Below are 22165 nucleotides of genomic sequence, written 5' to 3'. Positions count from 1 at the left end.
GGCCCCGTGCTTGGAGAGTGAATCAGCCTGCGGCGATGGGTGGCCGCACGGTGCCGAATCCGGTGGCCTGCTCGAAGGCGTGCCCGACCTCCAGAACCAGGCGGTCGGCACGATGCGGTCCGACGATCTGCAAGCCCACCGGCAGCCACGCGGTAGTGAATCCGGCGGGCACCGACAGAGCCGGACATCCCGTGGCACTGATGAAATACGCCGACTTCATCCAATCCAGATAGGTGTACATCGGCTCGCCGTCCACCGTGTCCGGATACTCGAGCTCCACATCGAACGGCGGTACCTGGCTCACCGGTAGCAGCAGCACGTCATAGCGTTCGAAGAACTCCCGCATTCGATGGAACAGCATCGTGTGCAGCACTTCGGCCTCGGCGATGTCGCGCCCGCTCAACGCCAGCCCCTGCTCGATGTTCCACACCAGCGACGGCTTGACCCGATCCCGGTGTGCCAGTAGCGGTTCCAGCGCCAGCGCGAACAGCCATGCGCGCAGCGTCCGGAAAACCTGTTCTGCGCCCGACAGATCCGGGCAGTCCGCGGTCACGACCGCACCGAGTTCGGAGAACACCCGGACCGCGGGTTCGAGCACGTCCCGCACCGCCCGATCGACCGGCACCGCGCCGCCCAGATCCGGCGACCACGCGACCCGCAGCCCGCGCAGATCCCGGTCGAGGGATCCGGTGAAGATCGAGCCCGGTTCGGCGATCGCGATGGGACTGCGCGGATCCGGGCCCGCCAGCACCGACAGCAGCAGCGCCGCATCGGCCACCGTGCGCGCCATCGGCCCCGGCACCGTCAGCGTTCCCCACGCGTGGGGATCCGGCCAGGTCGGCACCCGGCCCGGCGACGGTCGGAAGCCCACCACATTGCAGAACGATGCCGGATTGCGCAGCGACCCGCCCATATCGCTGCCGTCGGCCAGCGGCTGCAGACCGCACGCCAGCGCGGCCGCGGCGCCGCCGCTGCTGCCGCCCGCCGACTTGCCGAGATCGTAGGGATTGCGGGTGGCGCCGAAGATCGGATTCACGGTGTGCGAGCCGGCCCCGAATTCCGGCACATTGGTCTTGCCCACGGTGATGACCCCGGCCGCGTGCAGCCGCTCGATCAGCAGCTCGTCGCGCTCGGGGATCTGCTGCGCCAGCAGCGGGCTGCCGTAGGTGGTGCGGATGCCCGCGGTGTCGTGGGTGTCCTTGTGCGCCATTGGAATTCCGTGCAGGGGACCGGGTTCGGCCCCGGCGGCCACGCGCTGGTCGGCGGCGCGGGCGGCGTCGAGCGCCTGCTCGCCGACCAGGGTGACGATGGCATTGACCTTGGGATTGATCCGCTCGATCCGATCCAGGTGGGCGCGTACCACCTCGACGGCCGAGACCTGGCGGGCGCGCAGCCAGCCGGCCAGCTCCCGCGCGGACGCGTAACAGATGTCGGAATCCACCGGCGCTCCTCATGATCCGGATGCGATTGCCTCGGCTCCCATAGTGACCCCCGCGGCCCGAATCCTCGACCCCTGTCGCGCACCTGCACACCCGGTTCGATGGCTGCCGCGTGGTTGCGGGGTGGATGCGGGACTCGCCGCGTGGTGCGGTTCTCTCGCTTCCCGGGGGCCGGGGGTTGGACGACGAAGCTTCGGCGCGATACTGGCTGTGCGTCTTTCCAGGTGTGTTCAGCGATCCAGATCCGTCACACAGGAGGAACGAAATCCCATGGTCATCATTCGGAACCATCGCCGCTCCACCGTCACCGCCGCTGTCGTCGCGGCCCTGGGCTCGGGAGCGCTGCTTACCGCGGCACCCGCGCTGGCCGCCAACTCCATCACGGTCGAGTCGGCGGGAGCCTCGTCGATCGGCATCGACTACACGTGCGAGGCGTCCGCGGGCGTCGCCGGCATCCTGGCCATGGTCGGTGATCCGAACGCGGATCGGCCGGCCGCCACCGGCGAGCAGAACTCGTTCACCTGTGACGGCGCCGAGCATGCCGCGAGCATCGCGCTCACCCCGGTGGCGGGGGAGACGCCTCTGGTAGCGGGCGCCCCCGTGCAGGTCCGGGTCGCGCTGGTCGATCAGAGCCAGACCGTCGTCTCCGGGACTGCGAGGTTGCTCACTCTTGGCTGAGCCTTCGGTGCGCAAGCTGTTTTCTGCCCGACAACATTCTGAAACCTGCCGTTAGACTGCGGCTGCCAGACTGCCGCCGCGCGCCCGATGAGCATCCCGTCGGGCCGCGGACGGCCGTCGCCGACGGAGCAGAACAGTCGCCAGGTCATGCGTGCCGGCGGCACGCGAGAACCAGGACCCAGAACGTGCATTACCGCTCGATCATGTGCAGCATGGCAGTAATGGCTGCGGCGGGGCTCGTCTCGCTGTCCGCGACACCCTTCGATCCGGCGGCGCGCGCCCAACCGGATGTGGTGACGCCCGCCGATCCGGGGACCGCGCCGACAGCGCCGGACAGTTCGGCCATTGTCGGCACCCGGCGCATCGACGAGCGGCACCTCCAACTCACCGTGCACTCCGCCGCCATGAACCTCGACTTTCCGGTGGACGTGCAGTTGCCCGCCGACCGGTCCGCGCCCCGCCCGGTGCTCTACATGCTCAGCGGCGGCAGCGGCGGCAAGGGCGCGGCCTCCTGGGATCGCCGCACCAATGCCTTCGACTTCCTGGCCGACAAGGACGTCAATGTCGTGCAGCCCATCGGCGGCGCGGCGTCCTACTACGCCGATTGGCGGCAGCCGGATCCGCGACTGGGCGTCATGAAGTGGTCGACCTACCTCACCGAGGAGCTGCCCCCGCTCATCGATGCCGCGCTGGGGACCAATGGCGTGAACGGTCTGGTCGGAGTATCGATGTCGGGGACATCGGTCCTGCAGCTGCCGATCGCCAAACCCGGCCTGTACCGCTCGGTGGCGGCCTTCAGCGGCTGCGCGCGGATCGCCGATCCGGTGGGCGAGATGTTTGTCCGGATCACGGTCGGGTTCGGCGGCGGCGACGCCGGCAATATGTACGGCCCGTCCGGTGACCCGATGTGGGCGGCCAACGATCCCTACCTGCACGCCGAGGCGCTGCGCGGGCTCGACCTGTACCTGTCCAGCGGCAATGGCATGCCCGGGCCGCACGACAAGGCGGGGGACCGCCACTTCGCCGGTGCCGGAGACAGTCTCGCGAACCAGATCCTGGTGGGCGGCATTCTCGAGGCCGCCGTCGACCAGTGCACGCACGCCATGGCCGATCGGCTCGCCGATCTGGGCATCCCGGCCACCGTGGAACTGCACCCCTACGGCACCCACTCCTGGGGTTACTGGGACGACGAGCTGCCCGCCTCCTGGCCGGTGCTGGCGCGCGGGCTCGGGTTGTAGCGCGAGCCGGTCAATCCTGTTCCGGCGGTAGCTGTTCCAGCGCCCATCGGGCCCAGTCCCGGTTCATGGCGGTGGCCCGGGCGCCGTATTCCAGCGCCAGGTGGCCGTAATGTGACAGGTTGCTGTCGGTCCAGTCGATGTTCTGCTCGAGTTCGCCCAGTTCGGCGTGGGCGCGTTCGGCGCGTTCCGCGATGCCGGCCAGGTAGGCGCGGGCCTGCTCGGGCGGCAGGATGCCGAGGAAGAACACGCGCAATAGCGTGTCATTGCGCGTCACCTGTTTCGGGTGGGTGGTGGTGAGCCAGGTGCGCAGGTCGTCGAGCCCGGCGTCGGTGATGGTGTATTCCTTGCGGCCGCGCGGGCCTTCGTCGCTGACGGCGATGAATCCGGTGTCGGCGAGTTTGGTGAGCTCGGTGTAGATCTGGCTCTGTGTCGCGGGCCAGACATTGGCCAGCGAGTGCTTGAAGGTCCGCAGCAGGTCGTAGCCGCTGGCGGGACCATCGGACAGCAGCCCGAGCAGGGCGTACCGGAGACTCATGCCCCCTACTTTACATTCCAGTATTGACATGTCGAGCATGGAGGCTCAGTCTTGGACATGTCAGAATTGGAATGTCGCGACGTCGAGGAGCCTGGCTCCTCCGGCAGGCAGGTATCGAACATGACCACACCTCCCCACCTCACCGGCAACTACGCGCCCGTCGCCGACGAGCTCACCACCTACGACCTACCCTGCACCGGAACGATTCCCGAGGAACTCACCGGCTGGTACCTGCGCAACGGGCCCAACCCGCACGCGGCGGCCTCCAAACACTGGTTCCTCGGCGACGGCATGGTGCACGGCGTGCGGATCGAAGGCGGGCGCGCGGTGTCCTATCGCAATCGGTGGGTGCGCACCAGCACCTTCTCCGATGGCGCCCGGGGCATCGACGAGCAGGGCCGGCGGGATTTCACTGCGGGCGTGGCGAACACGCACGTCATCCGGCACGCCGGACGCACGTTCGCGCTCGTCGAATCCTCGTTTCCCTACGAATTGACCTGCGATCTGGACACTCTGGGACCGCACGATTTCGACGGCAAGCTCACCACCGCCATGACCGCGCACCCGAAGACCTGCCCGGTCACCGGGGAGCTGCACTTCTTCGGCTACGACTTCTTCGAGCCCTACCTGACCTATCACCGCGCCGACGCGGCCGGCACGCTCGAGCTCAGCCGCCAGATCGACGTCCCGGCCGCGACCATGCACCACGACTTCGCGCTCACCGCGAACCACGTCGTATTCATGGATCTGCCGGTGGTTTTCGACCTGCCGACCGCCATGACCGGCGCCGGCATGCCATTCCGGTGGAGCGACGACTACCAGGCCCGCCTCGGCGTACTGCGCCGCGACGACCCACACGGTGAGGTGCGCTGGTTCGCCATCGAACCCTGCTACGTCTTCCACACCCTCAACGCGCACGAGGAAGACGGCCGGATCGTGCTGCACGCCATGCGTTATCGGAGCATGTGGCGCACCGACTCCCGTGACTTCGACGAGGGCGCGACCCTGTGGCGCTGGACCATCGACCTCGCCACCGGGGCGGTCCGCGAGGACCAACTCGACGACCGCATCGCCGAATTCCCGCGCATCGACGACCGCCTCGCGGGCCTGAACGCCCGCCACGGTCACGTCTCGGTCTCCCGCGGCGGCGCCGGCGCCCTGCTCCGCTACGACCTGCGCACCGGCTCGAGCACCGCCCACACCTTCGGTCCCGGCCGCCTCCCTGCCGAGGCATCCTTCGCCCCCGCCGACGAAACCCCCGGCGGCGCAGGCTATCTCATGTCCTACGTCTACGACTCCGCCGAGGACCGCAGCGACCTCGTCATCCTCGACGCCACCGACCTGGCGGCCGCACCGGTGGCCACCATCCACCTGCCCCGCCGCATCCCGTACGGCTTCCACGGCAACTGGCTGCCCGACCACTGAGCCGCGGGGGTAGTCGGGCCACCGACCCCTGCCGGTTTCCCAGCCCTGCCCCTTGGCGGACAACCCCGGGTGGTCACCGTCGAACTCGATCCGGCCCAGCCGACCCGGCTGGAGGGAGGCGACCGCCATCGATCACGGAGTCCCGTATGCCTTTCTGGATCTACCTGTGACCCGCAGCGTCATCGCGGGCGAGTCGACCGTCACACCACGGGGATTCAGCGGGTGCGCGACAGTGTCAGTCCGAGCCCTTCGATACTGAACTCGTTCGTGGTGACGCGGACCGGTGTATCGGTGAAACGGCGTCCCGCGAGGGCGGTCTGGAGGAACTCGCGGACCGGTGCCGGCTGATCCGGGAGTGTCGCGAGGGTGTCCGCGGGGATCTCCACGGTGCCGTCGAAAGCCCTGGACTGATCGGTGATTCCGGACGGCTGGACCGTTTGGCGGAGTCCGTCCACGGTGTGCAGGGTCAGGTCGAGGTGGCTGCCGTCGGCGAAGTCCAGGCGCACCGGGGTGGGGGAGACCGCGACATCGAAGGACTCGATCCGCACGGCGACGCCCGACGCGGTCCGGCCCGCGTAGGTGTACGGCGATGCCGCGACGGTGTCATCGGCCGAGTGGTCGGTGCCGGTGTTGTCCAGCAGGCGGCCTGCCAGCGGAAGGTCGGTGGGTACGAAATCCCAATGGTCGGCGGTGAGTTCCTTCACCCAACAGCCGGTGCGCCCGCCGTCGACGCCTTCGACACGCAATTCGCGTGCGTCGGAACCGATTCCGGTCTTGTGCACGGAAACCTGATCGGTGATCCGGCCGGGAATCCTGGGCTGCCGCAGCCAGTCCGGCGCGGGTAGCTGGATCGCCGCGTAGTGATCGTCGATCCGCTCACCGAGCATGTCGGGCGCCGCGGGCCGTCCCCGCTGATCCTCGTAGGAGTAGCGGAAGAACACCTTGTCCGCGCCGGAGATGTCGAAATCGTAGAGCCGCGTGTAGAGATTGCCGAACCGATCCACGACCAGCGTGGTCGATCCGCTGGTGGACAGCGCCACCGCGCGGAAGCGGCCCTGGTCGGGTGTGGACATCTCGTAGCTGTGGTCCAGCGGCAGCCACGGGTCCACGTAGTGGATACGGTGGCCGTCGTCGGTGAGCGCGAAGACGTGCGACACCTTCGCGCCGCCGACATTGTGGTCATTGCCGGCGGTGTCGCGCCAGAGGTGATCCTCGTTGGGCGACAGCACCGACCAGGTCCAGGCGATCGTGCCCGGCGGCAGGGTGTTGCCGGGGCCGGTCCACAGCGGTGTGCCGTAACGGCTGCTCCAGTTCCAGTCCGCGGGTGCGCTCAGGATGTGGTCCATGGTGAAGAAGCGGCCGTCGACGTCGATGGCCATGAGTTCGTCGTCGTCCGCCGAGACGCCGGCGATCCGGCCCGCCATGCACCCGGGCAGCGGCAGCGTGCGCCAACCGCCCTGCGCGGCCGCCTGTTTCACGTAGACGGACCCGTCGCGCACGGCGAAGGACCAGCGGCGGTTGAACGTCTCCGCGGTGGTTCGCAGGAAGACCTGATCCGGTAGCGGGATGGTGGCGGCCGGGAATGCGTCGAGTCCGGCCGTGGTCTCGTCCGCGGCCGGCTCGGGCGTGCCGACCGTGCCGAGCAGCGTGCACGCGGGCGGTTCGGCGGACGCGATCTGCGGGGGCGCCGCCACCGCGAGCGCGAGCCCGGCGGCCGCGGCGAGCACGCCGCGCCGCACTGCGGGTTCGGGCATCACAACCACCCGAGGGAGCCGAAGACGATCAGGGCGAGGGCGTCGATCCCCAGAATCGCGCCCACGGCAATGGCTTTCGCCCGCACCGTCTTCAGGTCGTGGACATAGAAGCAGGCGACGAAGAACGGCACGTATCCCAACAGCCAGATGAGGTACGGGAAGCCCGCGTGCCACCAGGACCAATCCCAGGTCAGCACACCCGCCTTGTTCAGCAGCACCTCCACGCCGACCGCGGCCGCGGAGTTCACCGCGATGAGGACCGGCCGGTTGGGCAGGCCCAGGATGCGAACCTCCTTGGGCGGCAGCATCTTCGCCGCGGCCACACCCATGATGGCGAACATGAAGCAGATCTCGATATTGAGGCCGATCAGGATCTGATACGCCGTGGGCCCGGTCGCGCCCCACACCGGCGCGCGCCCGGTGGCGTGGAAGACCAGCGAGTTCCAGATCTCGTTGAACCAGTCCATGCCCCACAGGGCCAGCCCCGCGAACAGCACATTCCAGTTCCGCCGTTCGACCTCGGTCGCATAGACGTAGATGACGACCAGCAGCAGCGGAATCACGTACCACTTGAACTCGCTGCTGTCCCGCAACAGCTCGAGCGCGGCCCGCGCGTGATCGGTCATCGCCGAACCCCTCCTCATCACCGTTGAGCCTGGCGAGTGTGTGACAAATCAACGTGAAATGTCAACATGTAAGCCAGAATTGCCGGTGCCGGGATCGGTCTGGATTCGTCGGGCGAACACCCGATGACACGTCGCCGGACCGCGCCCGCCTTCGCCCCATGGGTCCGGTAGCGCGGTCGGCGTCGCCTGCGACGGCCGCCCGCCGCCAGCCGAGCTGTGCAAGCGGTACGAGGCGGGGGGTGCCGCTATTGCGTGTGTCCGATCTAGTTCGACGCCCAGAACTCCAGGGCACCGTCCCGATGTGGGCAGTGGATCGGTGACCGGCCGTCACCTTCAGCTACTGAGATCGCACTGTTCAAGAACCGGCCGGTGCGTCCGGACTATTTTCCTGCTGTCGGGCAGACGTCCTTTATTGCGAGGTCGACCAATTTGGCCGCATCGTCGTGCGAGAGGTGAATTCCGGTGGTGGTGGATTCGTCCAGCGCTTCCTGATAACGACCATTGACTTCGTTGGCCTTGTTCGCGCCATTGTTCAGGTCGGTACAGAAGCGGTCACCAGGGAGTAAATGTCGACATTCGACTCGAATCCCGCCTGGAGATTCACGTCCGCCTTCACATTCGGGTCGCGCGAAATGACCTCGGTGGCCGCGGCATCGCGCAGGAACTGTTGTTCGGTGGTGAGCCCCGACGCCGAGGATGCATGGACTGCGGTGGATGCCAGGTGCCATCGCGCCCCTGCCGCGGCCCGGCACCCTGCGGAAAGTCGTTCATTGTTGATCCTGTCGACCGGAGTGGAATTCGGGTGTGCGCGCTACATGGGAATTTACCATCCGTCCAGTTCGATTACGCGACTCAATAATTCGAATGCACGCTGACGTTCAGACTTCCCGAGTCGGGAGAGACTCGCATGAGCTGAATCGAATAGAGTCGATGGCTGCGCTCCCAAGCCATGGCGAATCCAAATATTTACAGGGTGGGTATAGGTGCCGACGCGGCAATGCGGCCCGCCATACATCCCAATGCATCGTCGATTGGAATGCGTGTCGTTCCCTGTTCGCCACGGCGGTGCGCACCCCGCCGACCCATCGGCGATGCGCCTCGCGAGCGGCCCTCGCCGGGGTTGCCCGCCGCGCGCCGACCGGCTCCGGGAGTGTGACCGCCGTTACCCGGTTCCCGGTCTGCGGTAGCGAGGGATGTGCTCGATTCGGTCCCAGGGAGGTGGCCCCGGTAAAATCGGTGGTTCTTGTGTGCCGCGATGGCCCACACTCGTTCAGTTAACTACCAGCACCCGCTGTACCCGAGGAGACGCTTGTGATCACCGCGACCGACCTGGAGGTCCGGGCCGGAGTCCGCACCCTGCTGACAGCGCCGGGGTCGGCGCTGCGGGTGCAGGCCGGGGATCGGATCGGGCTGGTGGGGCGCAATGGTGCCGGGAAGACCACCACCCTGCGCATTCTCGCCGGTGAGGGTGAACCTTACGCGGGCAAGGTCATCCGTTCCGGAGAAGTCGGCTATCTGCCCCAGGATCCGCGCGAGGGCAATCTCGATGTGCTCGCCAAGGATCGCGTGCTGTCGGCGCGCGGGCTCGACGCCCTGCTGCGCGATATGGAGAAGCAGCAGGCGCTCATGGCCGAGGTCGCCGACGACGCCGAACGCGAGAAGGCCATCCGCAAGTACGGCCGGCTCGAGGAGCGTTTCTCCGCCCTCGGCGGCTACGTGGCCGAGAGCGAGGCCGCCCGCATCTGCCACAGCCTGGGCCTGCCCGATCGGGTGCTGAACCAGCAGCTGCGCACCCTCTCCGGCGGTCAGCGCCGCCGAATCGAATTGGCGCGCATCCTGTTCAGCGCCTCCGACGGCAGTGGCGGCAAGTCCGACACCACGCTGCTGCTGGACGAGCCCACCAACCACCTCGACGCCGACTCCATCACCTGGCTGCGCAGCTTCCTGCAGAACCACGACGGCGGCCTGATCGTCATCTCCCACGATGTCGACCTGCTCGGCGACGTGGTGAACAAGGTGTGGTTCCTCGACGCCGTGCGCGGCGAGGCCGACATCTACAACATGGGCTGGAAGAAGTACCTCGACGCCCGCGCCACCGACGAGCAGCGCCGTGTCCGCGAGCGCGCGAATGCCGAGAAGAAGGCGTCCGCGCTCAAGCAGCAGGCCGCCAAGCTCGGCGCGAAGGCCACGAAAGCCGCTGCGGCACACCAGATGGTCAAGCGCGCCGAGCGCATGCTGGCCGAGGCCGACGAGATCCGGGTGGCCGACAAGGTCGCGCGCATCAAGTTCCCCGAGCCGGCCCCCTGCGGCAAGACGCCGCTGATGGCCACGAACCTGACCAAGCTCTACGGGTCGCTGGAGATCTTCACCGGCGTGAACCTGGCCATCGACAAGGGCAGCCGGGTCGTGATCCTCGGCCTCAACGGTGCGGGCAAGACCACCATGCTCCGGCTGCTGGCCGGGGTGGAGACCCTGACCGCGGGGCAGATCGAGCCCGGACGCGGCTTGAAGGTCGGATATTTCGCCCAGGAGCACGACACTCTGGACGATCAGGCCACGGTCTGGGAGAACATCCGCCACGCCGCACCCGATGCGGGCGAACAGGATCTGCGCGGTCTGCTCGGCGCGTTCATGTTCTCCGGCCCGCAGCTGGAGCAGCCCGCCGGCACCCTGTCCGGTGGTGAGAAGACCCGTCTGGCACTGGCCGGTCTGGTCTCCTCGGCCGCGAATGTCCTTCTGCTGGACGAACCTACGAACAACCTGGACCCCGTCTCGCGTGAACAGGTGCTCGACGCGCTGCGCAGTTACGCGGGCGCGGTCGTCCTGGTGACCCACGACCCGGGTGCGGCCGAGGCGCTCAACCCCGAGCGGGTCATCATGCTCCCCGACGGCACCGAGGATCACTGGTCGCAGGACTACCTGGAACTGATCCAGCTGGCGTGAGAATGCGCCTCCCACACGGAAAAACGCGTGGTCGCCAAAAGTCGGTGACTCACATCACAGCGTTTCGTTGATCACAGGCATCCGAGTCTCTAACCTGGAATGAGGCGCCCACGGCGACTCGGAGGAAGCCATGAGTGACAGGCCCGCACAGGGTAAAGCCGTATTGGGTAAAGGCACGCGCGTCACCGGGAAATCCCGCGATCGCCTGCAATCCCAGTTGAAGAAGCAGTACGAGGCCGGAGCCAGCATCCGGTCCCTGGCCCGGGAGACCGGGCGGTCGTACGGCTTCATCCACAACGTGCTCGTGGAGTCGCATGTGCAACTCCGCAGCCGGGGCGGTGCGAACCGCCGTAAGGCCGCCAAGGCCGGCAAGTAGCGTCTTTCCCTTTTCCGGGAGTGGATTGCGGGTTCTCGACCGGCGAAAGCCGGTCGACGACTTGCGATTCAGGACGACCAGCGGCGAATTCGGACGATACGGTGCGATGTTCGACGATTCGCGATGGCGTGCGGCCGCTAGGGCATCACGGTCCCGTCGCCGAGAACCAGTAGGTTTGCGAGGCTCTGGAAGATCGGCAGACCGGTCTTGATTTCGAGATAGGCGAACTGCCCCTGGGGGTTCACCTCCAGGAAGTAGAACTCGCCGTCGAGACCCACCCGCAGGTCGAGCACGCCGAAAGCCAGTCCCAGCGCGCCCATCAGCGTGGTCAGCGATTTGCTCACCGAGGCGGGCAGGCGATCGGCGGTGAAGGCCACCGACGTGTCCAGGCGCGAATCCACCCGTCCCACACCGGATTGCGAGTCGATACGCACCACCCACTCGATGCCGTCCACCCAGACGATGCGCAGATCGCTCTCGGCCTGGATGTAGTTCTGAAAGATGGTGGGGGAGTTGCGGATCGTGGCCAGCCGGTCGAAATCGGCCGGGGCGAACAGCCGGGTCTCGGTGAACGCGCCGCGCCCGGTGCCGGTGCGCTTGTAAACCACTGACCCGGGCCGGGATTCGATGAAGGCGCGCGCCTCGTCGGGATCGTTGGTGACGAGGGTCTCCGGGACGGCGAAGCCGGCGCGGTAGGCCGTCTCCAGCTGCACGACCTTGCGGCTCGCGGTGCGGTCGGCCCCGGGGTCGTTGACCCACAGGGCCGGGATCGACCACAGCAGTCCCTGGAGGAAGCCGTCGCATTCGGCGCGGCGGTAGGTGTCGTCCTCCTCGGACAGACCGGCCGGTACAGCGCAGGGGTGAGGCCGACGCCACCACACGGAGGTGACGTCGTCGAGCCCGAAGATGTGCGACAGGCTGCGGTAGGAGCCGTCCCCGCCGAGTCGGAAAGTGCCGTTCTCGCGTGGGAAGTCGCGCATATCGAGGCGAATCGGGTTGTGCCCGTGGTGTTTGCGCAGGGTGGCGGCGAGGGCGTCGCCGTGGAGGTCCTCGGCCTCGGTGACGATGAGCACCGATCCCATGGTGCGGGCGGCCATGCGCGCTTCCGTCAGTCCAGGCTGTCGCAGGCGATGCCGTCGTCGCTACCGAGGTGCGACCGGGTCTGGCAGCAGGTCATGGTGGCCCCGCCGGCACCGGGACGAGTGGTGAGATCCAGTCCGCGGGCCCAGATTTCGGTGAGCGCGCGCAGTTCGTCGTCGCCCCGTGCGGGACTGTGATCCGGCGACAGGGTGAGGGGACGATCGGTGACCTCGACACGACGGCGCCGCGTGAAATCGGCAGTGGCGCCGGACCGTACGCGCACCAGCACCGGGCGGCCGTCACAGCTGCCCTGCGCCGTCGCAGCATCCCACCGGGTGATGTCGAGGACATCGGTCCGATGGAAGGTCCAGGTGGTGCCGTCGCCGACACGCACGCTGATACTTCGCTCGGTCGCTGCGACAAGATAGCCCGGTAGCGATGGCGAGGTGCTGGCAAGGATCGCCGATCCCGTTCGGTGCAGGGCGCCGGTCATGCTGAACTCCGATCTGCTCGGGATTTGCTGCGGGGCCGAGCGTGATCTGAATCATATCCCGCTGGGCGCCGAATTCGGTCCGCAACGAAAGATTTCAGCTACTCCGGCAAACTCTGACCGGTTTTCGGAAACCGCTCCCGCCGAAAGATTTTCGCAGAAAAACCCGGACCGGCCGGTGTGGTCGGCGTCCGATCAGAGGCCGAGGATGTCCGGCGAGTCGGCCACCGCCCGCAGGGCCGCACCGGGATCCGCAACCAGTTTGCGGGCGGCGAGATCGAGAATGCCGGAGACGACATCGATCTGCGCCGACACCGTGCCGTCGAGTTTCACAATCTGCTGGCGCATCCGGAAGATCTTGCCGCCGGTCCATTCGAATTCGCAGCTCACCGCGACCTCGTCACCCAGATGCAGTTCGCGCAGGTATTTGACGGTCTGTTCCAGCACCACCGGCCCGATTCCCGCGGCCACCATCTTCTCGCCCGGCAGCCCGCCCGCCCGTAGTAGCTCCCAGCGCGCGTGCTCGGCGTACTGCAGATAGACGGCCTGATTCAGGTGCCCATTGATATCGAGCTCGTACCCGCGGACGGTGATGGGGACAGAGAATGCCATGAACGTACCAACCCGGCTCGCGGCAATGATCATTCCGCGTTTTCGGTGGTCTGTGGCACACCCCCGCCGGCGACCGCCGGGCTACTGGGGAGTCAGGACGGCGTTCTCGCGTATAGCGGCGGGTTGCCGTGCCGCTCTCGGTGCCGGTGCGTGACCCGCGGATCGGTCATTGTGCCCTGGATTGCGCGCTCGGGATCGTGGCGGTGCAACGGGAACCGGCCGGTGTAGCCGGTGTGCCGCACGGCCCGTCGCGGGAATCGCGTGATCACCGATTCGGTTCGCCGGATTCGCCTGCGGCAGTGCTGGTTTCGCGGATCCGCGCGGGTGGTGCGCGGGGTCAGGCGCGGTTGCCGTTGCGTTCGGCCCACCACTGCGGTGCGTCGATGAAGTAGTTGTCGTATTCCTGCTGGGCGGCCTGGATATCGGCCGGGGTGGTCTCGCCATGGGCGAGCCGCTCGAGGAAGCGGAAGTAGCCGTGGCGTTCGACGCCGGGCATGAGGGCGATGAGGATGCGGGCCGGGCTGTCGGGGGCCGCGCCGAAGGCGTGCGGCATGAACTTGGGGATGACGATCGCGCCGCCCGCGCCGACGGTGACGATCTTGTCCCCGGCCATGACCTGGAGTTCGCCGTCGGCCACGTAGAACAGCTCGTCGGACAGGGTGTGGTAGTGCGGCGCCGCGCCGTCGGCGCCGCGGGTCATGGTGACCTCGACGGTGCTCACCGACCCGCCCGCCTCATTGGAGTCGATGAGCAGCCGCACCGAGACGGGCTCGCCGCCGATGATCTCGGCGTCCTGCGGCTGGCGGATGGCGGCGGGGCGGGAAGCGGTGGTCATGTCGAACTCCATGTGATTCGATGGGAGATAATTCGCTACCGAACTATATGTCATCGAATAGAGTGTTGTCCATGGGTGAGAAGAAGACCGACGCCGTGGACGTGATCCAGGAGCAGTGGCGGCGGGAGCGACCGGACCTGGACGGCGCGGCCATGGCCATCATCGGGCGGCTGGGCCGGCTCACCGTGGTGGCGACCGAGCGGATCGAATCCGTGTTCACGGCACACGGATTGCAGCGCGGCGAGTTCGATGTGCTTGCGACACTGCGACGTTCGGGCGAGCCCTACGAGCTCAACCCCTCCGGCCTCGCGGACACCCTCATGATGTCGCGAGCCGGCATGACCGGCCGCCTGGACCGGCTCGAGAAGGCGGGACTGGTCCGGCGGATCGCCGACCCGGGTGACCGGCGCGCGATCAAGGTCGCGCTCACCGATCGCGGCCTGCACCTCATCGACATCGTCGTCACCGAGCATTTCGAGAACGAAACCCGGATCCTCTCCGTGCTTTCCGACCAGGAGCGCGCCTCCCTCGATCGCCTCACCCGGCGCCTGCTGACCGAGCTCGAACGCGAGGGCTGACCCGGGCGCACGGTGCGGCCGGCGGACACGCCCGGCGTGAAGGTGCGCGCCGACCGCGCCGCCGACGAGGTCTCCGCGGCGGTGTTCGAGGTCGGCGGAACCCGCAGTACCGCAGCCGAACTCAACCTCCACCACTGCACGGCGTGATTTGACCGGGCCGGGTTCCGGACGCGTGCCGCGAGCGACTGGTCAGGCGAGGGGATCGGGCTGGGCGAGGCCGTGGGCGATGTCGTGGAACGCGCCGCGCAGCAGTGCGGTGATCCGTTCCGGCGGCGCGTCACTCAGTCCGTCCAGGTGCAGCAGGTGGCGCCCGATCACCACGCCGATGGTGAGCGCGCCGAGCAGCCCGGCGCGCAACTCGGCCTCGCCCTCGGCGAGGTGCCCGGCGGCCTGGCGCTGTTGCGCGGCCATGGCCGCGCGCACCTCGCCGGTGGCGTCCGGGTGGGTGAGCATGGACCGAATCGCCGCCAGCGCGTTCACCGGTTCCTCGGTGAGCTTGGCTGCGAGTGCTTTCAGCAGCAGTTCCGCGGCCTGCTCGGGCGTTCCCGTGATCGCCTCCACGTTCCCCACCACGGCGACCTGTGCGAACAAATTCTCCTTCGACCCGAAGTACCGCATCACCAGCGCGGGATCGGTGTCGGCCTCGGCTGCCACGGCGCGAATCGTGGTGCGGTCGTAGCCTGATTCGGCGAACAGCCGCCCCGCGGCCGTCAGGATCCGGGCCTCGGTATTTCGACGTTGCTGCGCGCGAGTGGTGGCGGGATCCATTTGTTCAGTCTACGGATGTTGACTCGATTCAACCCCCAGGCGTAGTTTCGGTCTACCGCTGTTGACTGAAACTGAAGAGGTGCCCCATGTGGTACACGGTGCTGCTGTCCGTTCTCGCCGGAGTCATGGGCGCGAATGCCCTCCCGCACTTCATCAAAGGCCTTGTCGGTGAAGAGTTCCCGAACGTCCTGGGCAACTCGCCCCTGCGGAACGCCCTCGCCGGCTGGCTCGGACTCATCATCACCGGCCTGCTGATCTATGCGACGGAGCTGCCCGCGCACCCCTGGCCCGCCGTCCTCGGTATAGGTGCCGGAACGTTCGTGATGGCCGTCTTCCACGGCCGCGGTGGCGCTTATCGCCTGAATGAGACACTGGGCCTGCCCAATCCGCCCCGCCGGGTCGCGGCGCAACTCACCGAGGGATGATCTCTGCGCCCGGCGATCTACGGGTTCGTCACTGCTTGCGGCGGACGGAGGCTTCCACCAGGTCGAGGACGGCTTCGAGGTTGTCGTTGGCGTGGCCGGAGGCGATGCGGGCGATGAGGCCGTCGAGGACCAGGTCGAGGTAGCCGAGGAGGACTTCGGTGGGGACGTCGTCGCGCAGGGCGCCGGCGGCCTTGCGGCGTTCGAGGCGGGCGACGGTGGCGGCGGTGAGCTCTTCGGAGCGTTCTTCCCAGTTGGCCCGGAATTCGGGGTCGTTGCGCAGGCGGCGGGCGATCTCCAGGCGGGTGCCGAGCCAGTCGAAATCCTCCGGGCGGGCCAGCATATCGCGCATGACCTGGATCAGGCCCTGGGTGGCCGCGACCTCGGCCATGCGGCCCGCGTCCTCCTGGGCCAGGGCCAGGAACAGGGCGTCCTTGTCGCGGAAGTGGTGGAAGATCGCGCCCCGCGACAGACCGGTCGCTTCCTCCAGTCGACGCACGGTGGCGCCCTCGTAGCCGTACTCGGCGAAGCAGCGGCGGGCTCCGTCGAGAATCTGGCTGCGCCGGGCGGCGAGGTGGTCGTCACTGACCTTGGGCACTGGCTCCTCCGAAACGTGTTGTGCGGGTTCTCCTTATCGATCTTGCGACCAAATCGGGGAACCCGCACGAGCGACGAGCGAAGCGGCCCGGGAGCGGGCCGCGTGGCGGGCGGCGGACCTGCGACAATCGCGAGATCCACCGCCTGCCACCACGTCTCGGCTTCGAAACAGCCCTTCGAAACCGAGGCGGTATCGCGGTGACTAGCCGCGAATCATGTTGCGCAGCACGTACTGCAGGATGCCGCCGTTGCGGTAGTAGTCCGCCTCACCGGGGGTGTCGATGCGGACGACCGCGTCGAAGACGACCTTCTCGCCGTTCTCCTTGGTGGCGGTCACCTTCATGGTCTTCGGAGTCACACCCTCGTTCAGCTTGGTGATGCCCTCGATGTCGAAGACCTCGGTGCCGTCCAGGCCCAGCGACGCGGCGGACTCGCCGGCCGGGAACTGCAGCGGCACAACGCCCATGCCGATCAGGTTCGAGCGGTGGATGCGCTCGAACGACTCGGTGATGACGGCCTTGACGCCCAGCAGACGGGTGCCCTTGGCAGCCCAGTCACGCGAGGAACCCGAGCCGTACTCCTTGCCGCCCAGCACGACCAGCGGGATGCCCGCGGCCTGGTAGTTCTGCGAGGCGTCGTAGATGAAGGCCTGCGGGCCGCCGTCCTGGGTGAAGTCGCGGGTGTAGCCACCCGAGACGTCGTCCAGCAGCTGGTTGCGCAGCCGGATGTTGGCGAAGGTGCCGCGGATCATCACCTCGTGGTTACCACGACGCGAGCCCAGCGAGTTGTAGTCCTTGCGCGCAACACCATTGGCGTCCAGGTACTGCGCGGCCGGGGTGCCCGGCTTGATCGGACCGGCGGGGGAGATGTGGTCGGTGGTGACCGAGTCGCCCAGCAGCGCCAGCACGCGCGCGCCCTTGATGTCCTCGACCGGGGCTGGCTCCATCGACATGCCGTCGAAGTAGGGGGCCTTGCGGACGTAGGTGGACTTGTCGTCCCACGCGAAGGTGTCGCCCTCGGGGGTGTTGAGGCCCTGCCAGCGCTGGTCACCGTCGAACACGGTGGCGTAGGACTTGGTGAACATGTCCCGGCTGATCGCCGACTTGATGGTGTCGTCGATCTCCTGCGCGGACGGCCAGATGTCCTTCAGGAAGACGTCGTTGCCGTTCTGGTCCTTGCCCAGGGCGTCGGTCTCGAAGTCGAAGTCCATGGTGCCCGCGAGCGCGTACGCGATGACCAGCGGCGGCGAGGCCAGATAGTTCATCTTGACGTCGGGGGAGATACGGCCTTCGAAGTTGCGGTTGCCCGAGAGCACCGCGGTGACCGACAGATCGTTGTCGTTGATCGCGGCCGAGATCTGCTCCGGCAGCGGACCGGTGTTGCCGATGCAGGTGGTGCAGCCGAAGCCACCCACGTAGAAGCCCAGCTTCTCCAGGTACGGCCAGAGACCGGCCTTCTCGTAGTAGTCGGCGACGACCTGCGAGCCCGGGGCCATGTTGGTCTTGACCCACGGCTTGGACGCGAGGCCCTTCTCGACGGCGTTGCGGGCCAGCAGGGCCGCGCCGATCATGACCGACGGGTTGGAGGTGTTGGTGCAGGAGGTGATGCCCGCGACCACGACGGCGCCGTGATCCAGGACGAATTCACCGCGCTCCGGGTCGGAGACCTTGATCGGCTTCGACGGGCGACCGGCGCTGCCGTTGGCGGCGGTCGGCACGGCCGAACCGTCGGAGGCGGTGCCGGAGGCGACCGGGTCGCTGGCCGGGAAGGACTCTTCCAGCGCCTCGTCCAGGGCGGTGTGCGGGACGGGGTCGTTGGTGTAGGTGCGGATGTCCTGACGGAACTGGGTCTTGCTGTCCGACAGCAGGATCCGGTCCTGCGGGCGCTTCGGGCCGGCGATGGACGGCACCACGGTGCTCAGGTCCAGCTCCAGGTACTCCGAGTAGGCCGGCTCGTTGTCGGCGTCGTGCCACAGGCCCTGCTCCTTGGCGTACGCCTCGACGAGCGCGAGCTGCTCGTCGCTGCGGCCGGTCAGGCGCAGGTAGTTGATGGTCTCCTCGTCGATCGGGAAGATCGCGGCGGTGGAGCCGAATTCGGGGGACATGTTGCCCAGGGTGGCGCGGTTGGCCAGCGGCACCTCGGCGACGCCCTTGCCGTAGAACTCGACGAACTTGCCGACCACACCGTGCTTGCGCAGCATGTCGGTGACGGTGAGCACGACGTCGGTGGCGGTCACGCCCGGCTTGATCTCACCGGTCAGCTTGAAGCCGACGACCCGCGGGATCAGCATGGAGACCGGCTGGCCCAGCATGGCGGCCTCGGCCTCGATGCCGCCGACGCCCCAGCCCAGCACGCCCAGGCCGTTGACCATGGTGGTGTGCGAGTCGGTGCCGACACAGGTGTCGGGGTAGGCCTGGCCGTTGCGGACCATGACGGTGGGGGCCAGGTACTCGATGTTGACCTGGTGCACGATGCCGACGCCCGGCGGGACGACCTTGAAGTCGTCGAACGCGCCCTGGCCCCAGCGCAGGAACTGGTAACGCTCGCCGTTGCGCTCGTACTCCAGGTCGACGTTGCGCTCGAGGGCGTCGGCGGTGCCGAACACGTCGAGGATGACCGAGTGGTCGATGACCATGTCGGCGGGAGACAGCGGGTTGACCTTGTTCGGGTCGCCGCCGAGGGTGGTGACGGCCTCACGCATGGTGGCGAGGTCGACGATGCAGGGCACGCCGGTGAAGTCCTGCATGATCACGCGGGCGGGCGTGAACTGGATCTCGGTGTCCGGCTCGGCGTTCGGGTCCCAGGTCGCGAGGGCGCGGATCTGGTCGGCGGTGATGTTCGCGCCGTCCTCGGTGCGAAGCAGGTTCTCCGCGAGGACCTTCAGGGCGTAGGGCAGCTTCTCGGTGCCGGGCACGGCCGAGAGGCGGAAGATCTCGTAAGAGTTGCTTCCGACCTCGAGGGTGCCCTTGGCGCCGAAGGTATCGATACTCGTCACGTTCAGCTCCACTCGTCTGTGAATGGGAGGGCCACCGGCGGGGCTGTGCCGATGGCTCGTCGAGGCGCGGGCCTCGTCCGTTTTCCGACATTAACAGTACGCTTGTCCTGTGAGCACATCGGGGGGGCGGGCTATCGGGCCGTCGGGCCCGGGATTCCGCCCAGCGCGAGACACGATTTCGCGCGATCGGTGAGGTGATTCGCACGGCGCGGTGAGGTGATATGACACGCCGTCCCGTACCCTGCGTTTCGTGACCGCTCCGCACTCCTCGGTTTTCACGCCCTCGAAGGCGGAACTACCGCCGAACACCGACCTGAATGCCATCATCGCCGATCTCGCCGATGATCATGTCGCCGCCCCCACCGGACGCGATCAGGAGGCCCTCGCCGCCATCGCCGCCGACGCGCGTGAGCACGGCGTTCAGCTCGACATCATTGTGGTGCAGGGCAATCCGGGGATCGAGGCGAACCTGCGCGATCTGGCCAACGAGGTCGGCAAGATCGAGCACGGCACCGTGGTGGTCTTCAGTGACGACTGGGTGGGCACCTACAGCGACCAGTTCAGCCGCGGGCACCTGGAGTGGGCCGAGGACAAGGCCAAGTACCGCGGCCCCGAGCACACCACCGACGCCGCGCGGGTTTTCGTGGATCGGCTCGAGCAGCCGGAGACCGTGTCGTGGACGGTGATCACGCTGGTCATCCTCGGTGTGCTGATCGCGACGATCGGCGGGTTGTACGCGGTGAAGGTGCGGCGCGGGCAGCATGCGTCGGGTGCGCCGACGCCGGTCGGGTAGCGCGTTCACGCTGGGAGGCGGTGTCTCCGTTCGGGGTTCGGGTTCGTCCCGGGCCCCTTTTTCATGCCCGGATCGGGGTGTGCAGAGTCCGGTTCGTCCGCGACACGCCGAAAACGTACCGAGTGCCGCGTGTTGTGACGCGTGGTGATTGTGGGATTTACCTGCAACTTCATGGCTACCAGCGAATTGCATCCATGTGATTGTGGCGTGCCTGAGCGGCGGGATCCTGAACGTGCCGTACGGTTTCGCGATGGCACGGTTGGGGATTTTGTGCCGGATGGGACTCCAGGGAGGTGCGATGCGACGACCGGCGAAGCGACTACGACGCCCGGCGCGGGTCGCTACAGAATTGCTCGTAGCGCTCATCGTGCTGGCATTGCCCATGGCCGGCGGGCACGCGGTACCACCGCCGCCCCCCAACCCCAGCGACAGCGACCTCAATGCCGCAGGCGCCCAGGTCGACGCCGGTGTCGGCGAGGTCGGCGCCCTCATCAATCAGGTGGCCGCCGCCGAACAGCAGCTGCAGCAACTCGACGACGCGGTCGCCGGTCGCCGTGAGGCCGTCAACAAGGCCCTGGTGGATCTGCAGATGGCCCGCGACGCCGCCGACACCGCCGGCCGCGCCGTCACCCAGTGCCAGCAGGATCTGACCGATGCCGGCGCGAAAGTCGATACCGCGCACGGGAATTTCGACAAGTACGTCGCCCAGGTCTACATGCGCCCCGGCTCCACCTCACTGGTCAGCTATCTGGCCGCGCCCAGCCCCGAGATCGCGCTCAACCGCGCGCAGGTGCTGACCATCGCCTCCAAGAACCAGCAGCAGGTGGTCGACGGCCTGCGCCACGCCCAGATCGACCAGGCCAACAAGACCTCCGCCGCCAAACAGGCCCAGCAGGCCGCCGATGCCGCCGCGGCCGCCGCCGACGCCAAGAAGACCGACGCCCAGAACGCGGTCACTGCCGCTCAGGCCGAACTCGACCAGCAGAACCTCCGCCGCAACGACATTGTCGGGCAGCGTGATTCGGCCCAGCAGCGGCTGGACGCGGCCCGCGCCAATGTGGCGGGCCTGCAGAGCCAGCGCGACACCTTCGTCGCCTGGGACCAGCAGCGCAAGGCCGAGGAGGCCGCGGCCCGCGCCGCCGCGGTGGCCGCCGCCGCCCGCGTGGCCGCCGACCGCGCCGCCACCGATCGCGCCAGCCAGGTCGGCCAGGGCCACCGCCCGCACGTCGTGCAGGACACCTCACCGCCACCGAAGCGCTCCATCCAGCCCAGCCGGCCACCGGGCTCCAACTCCCAGCTCATCGAGACCGTGGTCGACCGTGCCATGTCCCAGCTGGGCGTCGTCTACGCCTGGGGCGGCGGCGACGAGAACGGCCCCACCCTCGGCATCCGCGACGGCGGCACCGCCGACAGCTACGGCGACTACAACAAGACCGGCTTCGACTGCTCCGGCCTGATGATCTACGCCTTCGCCGGCATCGGCGTCTCCCTACCCCACTACTCCGGCTACCAATACACCATGGGCACAAGGATTCCCGTCGCCGAACGCGCCCGCGGCGACATGCTCTTCTGGGGCCCCGGCGGCAGCGAACACGTCGCCCTCTACCTCGGCAACAACAAGATGATCGAGGCCCCGCAAAGCGGCGACGTCGTCCGCGTAGCCGCCGTCCGCGAAGACGGCATCATGCCCTACGCAGTCCGCATCGTCACCTGACCCTCGTCCTCCTCGTCCTCGTGAGGCAGCGCAGGAGGGTTCTCAAAACTCAGATGAGAGTGCACCGCGCGAGACTATGTCGCCCCACACGATTCGCACCAAGGCGCCGGGTAGCGCTGTCCCTCGACGCAAACAACTTTCGAAACGCGGCCTAGCAGGGGACGTAAGCGGTCGAGGAGTCGGGGTAGGCGCGCCATGCCCATGACAGTGAGTCGAGCAGGTTGCGTTTGAGTGTGCGCGCATCGCGGGTGTCGCTGGGGCGTTGGA

Annotated in this window: 20 protein-coding genes; 9 read left to right on the top strand and 11 right to left on the bottom strand. The window is 67.7% G+C overall.

Features of this window, described 5'->3' with window-relative positions; genetic code table 11:
- Window positions 1-22: 22 nt before the first annotated feature.
- Window positions 23-1441 carry an amidase gene (locus tag ACWEKS_RS30015; RefSeq protein WP_452343195.1) on the bottom strand — a complete coding sequence of 473 codons (1419 nt, stop codon included), beginning with the start codon at window positions 1439-1441 and terminating at the stop codon, window positions 23-25.
- 268 nt (window positions 1442-1709) lie between these two features.
- On the opposite strand from ACWEKS_RS30015, the gene ACWEKS_RS30010 reads away from it, so the two are divergent.
- Together ACWEKS_RS30010 and ACWEKS_RS30005 are read left to right on the top strand one after the other, a co-directional pair.
- Window positions 1710-2117 (top strand): hypothetical protein, encoded by a 408-nt coding sequence (locus tag ACWEKS_RS30010; protein WP_452343194.1) that lies wholly within the window; start codon window positions 1710-1712, stop codon window positions 2115-2117.
- A gap of 212 nt (window positions 2118-2329) precedes the next feature.
- Window positions 2330-3355: an alpha/beta hydrolase gene (locus ACWEKS_RS30005; RefSeq protein ID WP_452343193.1), complete on the top strand. Its 1026-nt coding sequence runs from the start codon at window positions 2330-2332 to the stop codon at window positions 3353-3355.
- A gap of 10 nt (window positions 3356-3365) precedes the next feature.
- On the opposite strand, the gene ACWEKS_RS30000 is transcribed toward ACWEKS_RS30005, so the two are convergent.
- A complete protein-coding gene (locus ACWEKS_RS30000) occupies window positions 3366-3890 on the bottom strand; it encodes a PadR family transcriptional regulator (protein ID WP_452343192.1) in 525 nt (174 codons plus the stop codon).
- 120 nt (window positions 3891-4010) lie between these two features.
- Here ACWEKS_RS30000 and ACWEKS_RS29995 point away from each other — a divergent pair, with 120 nt between their 5' ends.
- Window positions 4011-5315, top strand: a complete 1305-nt coding sequence (locus ACWEKS_RS29995) for a carotenoid oxygenase family protein (protein WP_452343191.1) — start codon at window positions 4011-4013, stop codon at window positions 5313-5315.
- A gap of 215 nt (window positions 5316-5530) precedes the next feature.
- On the opposite strand, the gene ACWEKS_RS29990 is transcribed toward ACWEKS_RS29995, so the two are convergent.
- On the bottom strand, window positions 5531-7069 hold the full coding sequence (locus ACWEKS_RS29990) for a hypothetical protein (protein ID WP_452343190.1): 1539 nt from the start codon (window positions 7067-7069) through the stop codon (window positions 5531-5533).
- On the bottom strand, window positions 7069-7695 hold the full coding sequence (locus ACWEKS_RS29985) for a hypothetical protein (RefSeq protein WP_452343189.1): 627 nt from the start codon (window positions 7693-7695) through the stop codon (window positions 7069-7071). The genes ACWEKS_RS29990 and ACWEKS_RS29985 overlap by 1 nt, the downstream gene beginning before the upstream one ends.
- Before the next feature lie 1311 nt (window positions 7696-9006).
- Between ACWEKS_RS29985 and ACWEKS_RS29980 the strand changes: the two genes are divergently transcribed.
- The gene (locus tag ACWEKS_RS29980; RefSeq protein ID WP_452343188.1) at window positions 9007-10638 is read left to right on the top strand and encodes an ABC-F family ATP-binding cassette domain-containing protein; all 1632 of its coding nucleotides are present in this window, start codon (window positions 9007-9009) and stop codon (window positions 10636-10638) included.
- A 130-nt stretch (window positions 10639-10768) separates the two neighbouring features.
- Window positions 10769-11014 carry a helix-turn-helix domain-containing protein gene (locus ACWEKS_RS29975; RefSeq protein WP_033087059.1) on the top strand — a complete coding sequence of 82 codons (246 nt, stop codon included), beginning with the start codon at window positions 10769-10771 and terminating at the stop codon, window positions 11012-11014.
- A 137-nt stretch (window positions 11015-11151) separates the two neighbouring features.
- Here the strand turns inward: ACWEKS_RS29975 and ACWEKS_RS29970 are convergent, their stop codons facing one another.
- The 4 genes from ACWEKS_RS29970 to ACWEKS_RS29955 form a co-directional block, all read right to left on the bottom strand.
- Window positions 11152-12111, bottom strand: a complete 960-nt coding sequence (locus ACWEKS_RS29970; RefSeq protein WP_452343187.1) for a hypothetical protein — start codon at window positions 12109-12111, stop codon at window positions 11152-11154.
- An 11-nt stretch (window positions 12112-12122) separates the two neighbouring features.
- A complete protein-coding gene (locus tag ACWEKS_RS29965; RefSeq protein WP_452343186.1) occupies window positions 12123-12587 on the bottom strand; it encodes a hypothetical protein in 465 nt (154 codons plus the stop codon).
- A 192-nt stretch (window positions 12588-12779) separates the two neighbouring features.
- Entirely contained in the window at window positions 12780-13196 is a 417-nt protein-coding gene (locus ACWEKS_RS29960; RefSeq protein WP_452343185.1) for an acyl-CoA thioesterase, read from the bottom strand.
- A 337-nt stretch (window positions 13197-13533) separates the two neighbouring features.
- Window positions 13534-14031, bottom strand: a complete 498-nt coding sequence (locus tag ACWEKS_RS29955; RefSeq protein WP_452343184.1) for a cupin domain-containing protein — start codon at window positions 14029-14031, stop codon at window positions 13534-13536.
- A gap of 71 nt (window positions 14032-14102) precedes the next feature.
- Here ACWEKS_RS29955 and ACWEKS_RS29950 point away from each other — a divergent pair, with 71 nt between their 5' ends.
- Window positions 14103-14609 (top strand): MarR family winged helix-turn-helix transcriptional regulator, encoded by a 507-nt coding sequence (locus ACWEKS_RS29950; protein WP_452343183.1) that lies wholly within the window; start codon window positions 14103-14105, stop codon window positions 14607-14609.
- Between the two features lie 189 nt (window positions 14610-14798).
- On the opposite strand, the gene ACWEKS_RS29945 is transcribed toward ACWEKS_RS29950, so the two are convergent.
- Window positions 14799-15377 (bottom strand): TetR family transcriptional regulator, encoded by a 579-nt coding sequence (locus tag ACWEKS_RS29945; protein ID WP_452343182.1) that lies wholly within the window; start codon window positions 15375-15377, stop codon window positions 14799-14801.
- Window positions 15378-15463: 86 nt separating this feature from the next.
- Here ACWEKS_RS29945 and ACWEKS_RS29940 point away from each other — a divergent pair, with 86 nt between their 5' ends.
- Window positions 15464-15802, top strand: a complete 339-nt coding sequence (locus tag ACWEKS_RS29940; RefSeq protein WP_452343181.1) for a hypothetical protein — start codon at window positions 15464-15466, stop codon at window positions 15800-15802.
- 28 nt (window positions 15803-15830) lie between these two features.
- Here ACWEKS_RS29940 and ACWEKS_RS29935 read toward each other — a convergent pair whose 3' ends face one another.
- Both ACWEKS_RS29935 and acnA read right to left on the bottom strand, forming a co-directional pair.
- Window positions 15831-16397, bottom strand: a complete 567-nt coding sequence (locus ACWEKS_RS29935; RefSeq protein ID WP_452343180.1) for a TetR/AcrR family transcriptional regulator — start codon at window positions 16395-16397, stop codon at window positions 15831-15833.
- 201 nt (window positions 16398-16598) lie between these two features.
- On the bottom strand, window positions 16599-19391 hold the full coding sequence (gene acnA, locus ACWEKS_RS29930; RefSeq protein ID WP_452343179.1) for an aconitate hydratase AcnA: 2793 nt from the start codon (window positions 19389-19391) through the stop codon (window positions 16599-16601).
- A 250-nt stretch (window positions 19392-19641) separates the two neighbouring features.
- On the opposite strand from acnA, the gene ACWEKS_RS29925 reads away from it, so the two are divergent.
- Both ACWEKS_RS29925 and ACWEKS_RS29920 read left to right on the top strand, forming a co-directional pair.
- Window positions 19642-20184: an Rv1476 family membrane protein gene (locus tag ACWEKS_RS29925; RefSeq protein ID WP_452343178.1), complete on the top strand. Its 543-nt coding sequence runs from the start codon at window positions 19642-19644 to the stop codon at window positions 20182-20184.
- 298 nt (window positions 20185-20482) lie between these two features.
- Window positions 20483-21898: an NlpC/P60 family protein gene (locus tag ACWEKS_RS29920; RefSeq protein ID WP_452343177.1), complete on the top strand. Its 1416-nt coding sequence runs from the start codon at window positions 20483-20485 to the stop codon at window positions 21896-21898.
- Window positions 21899-22165: the final 267 nt, after the last annotated feature.

The sequence above is a fragment of the Nocardia sp. NPDC004711 genome (genome assembly GCF_053601595.1).
This window is presented reverse-complemented; position numbering and strand designations above follow the sequence as displayed.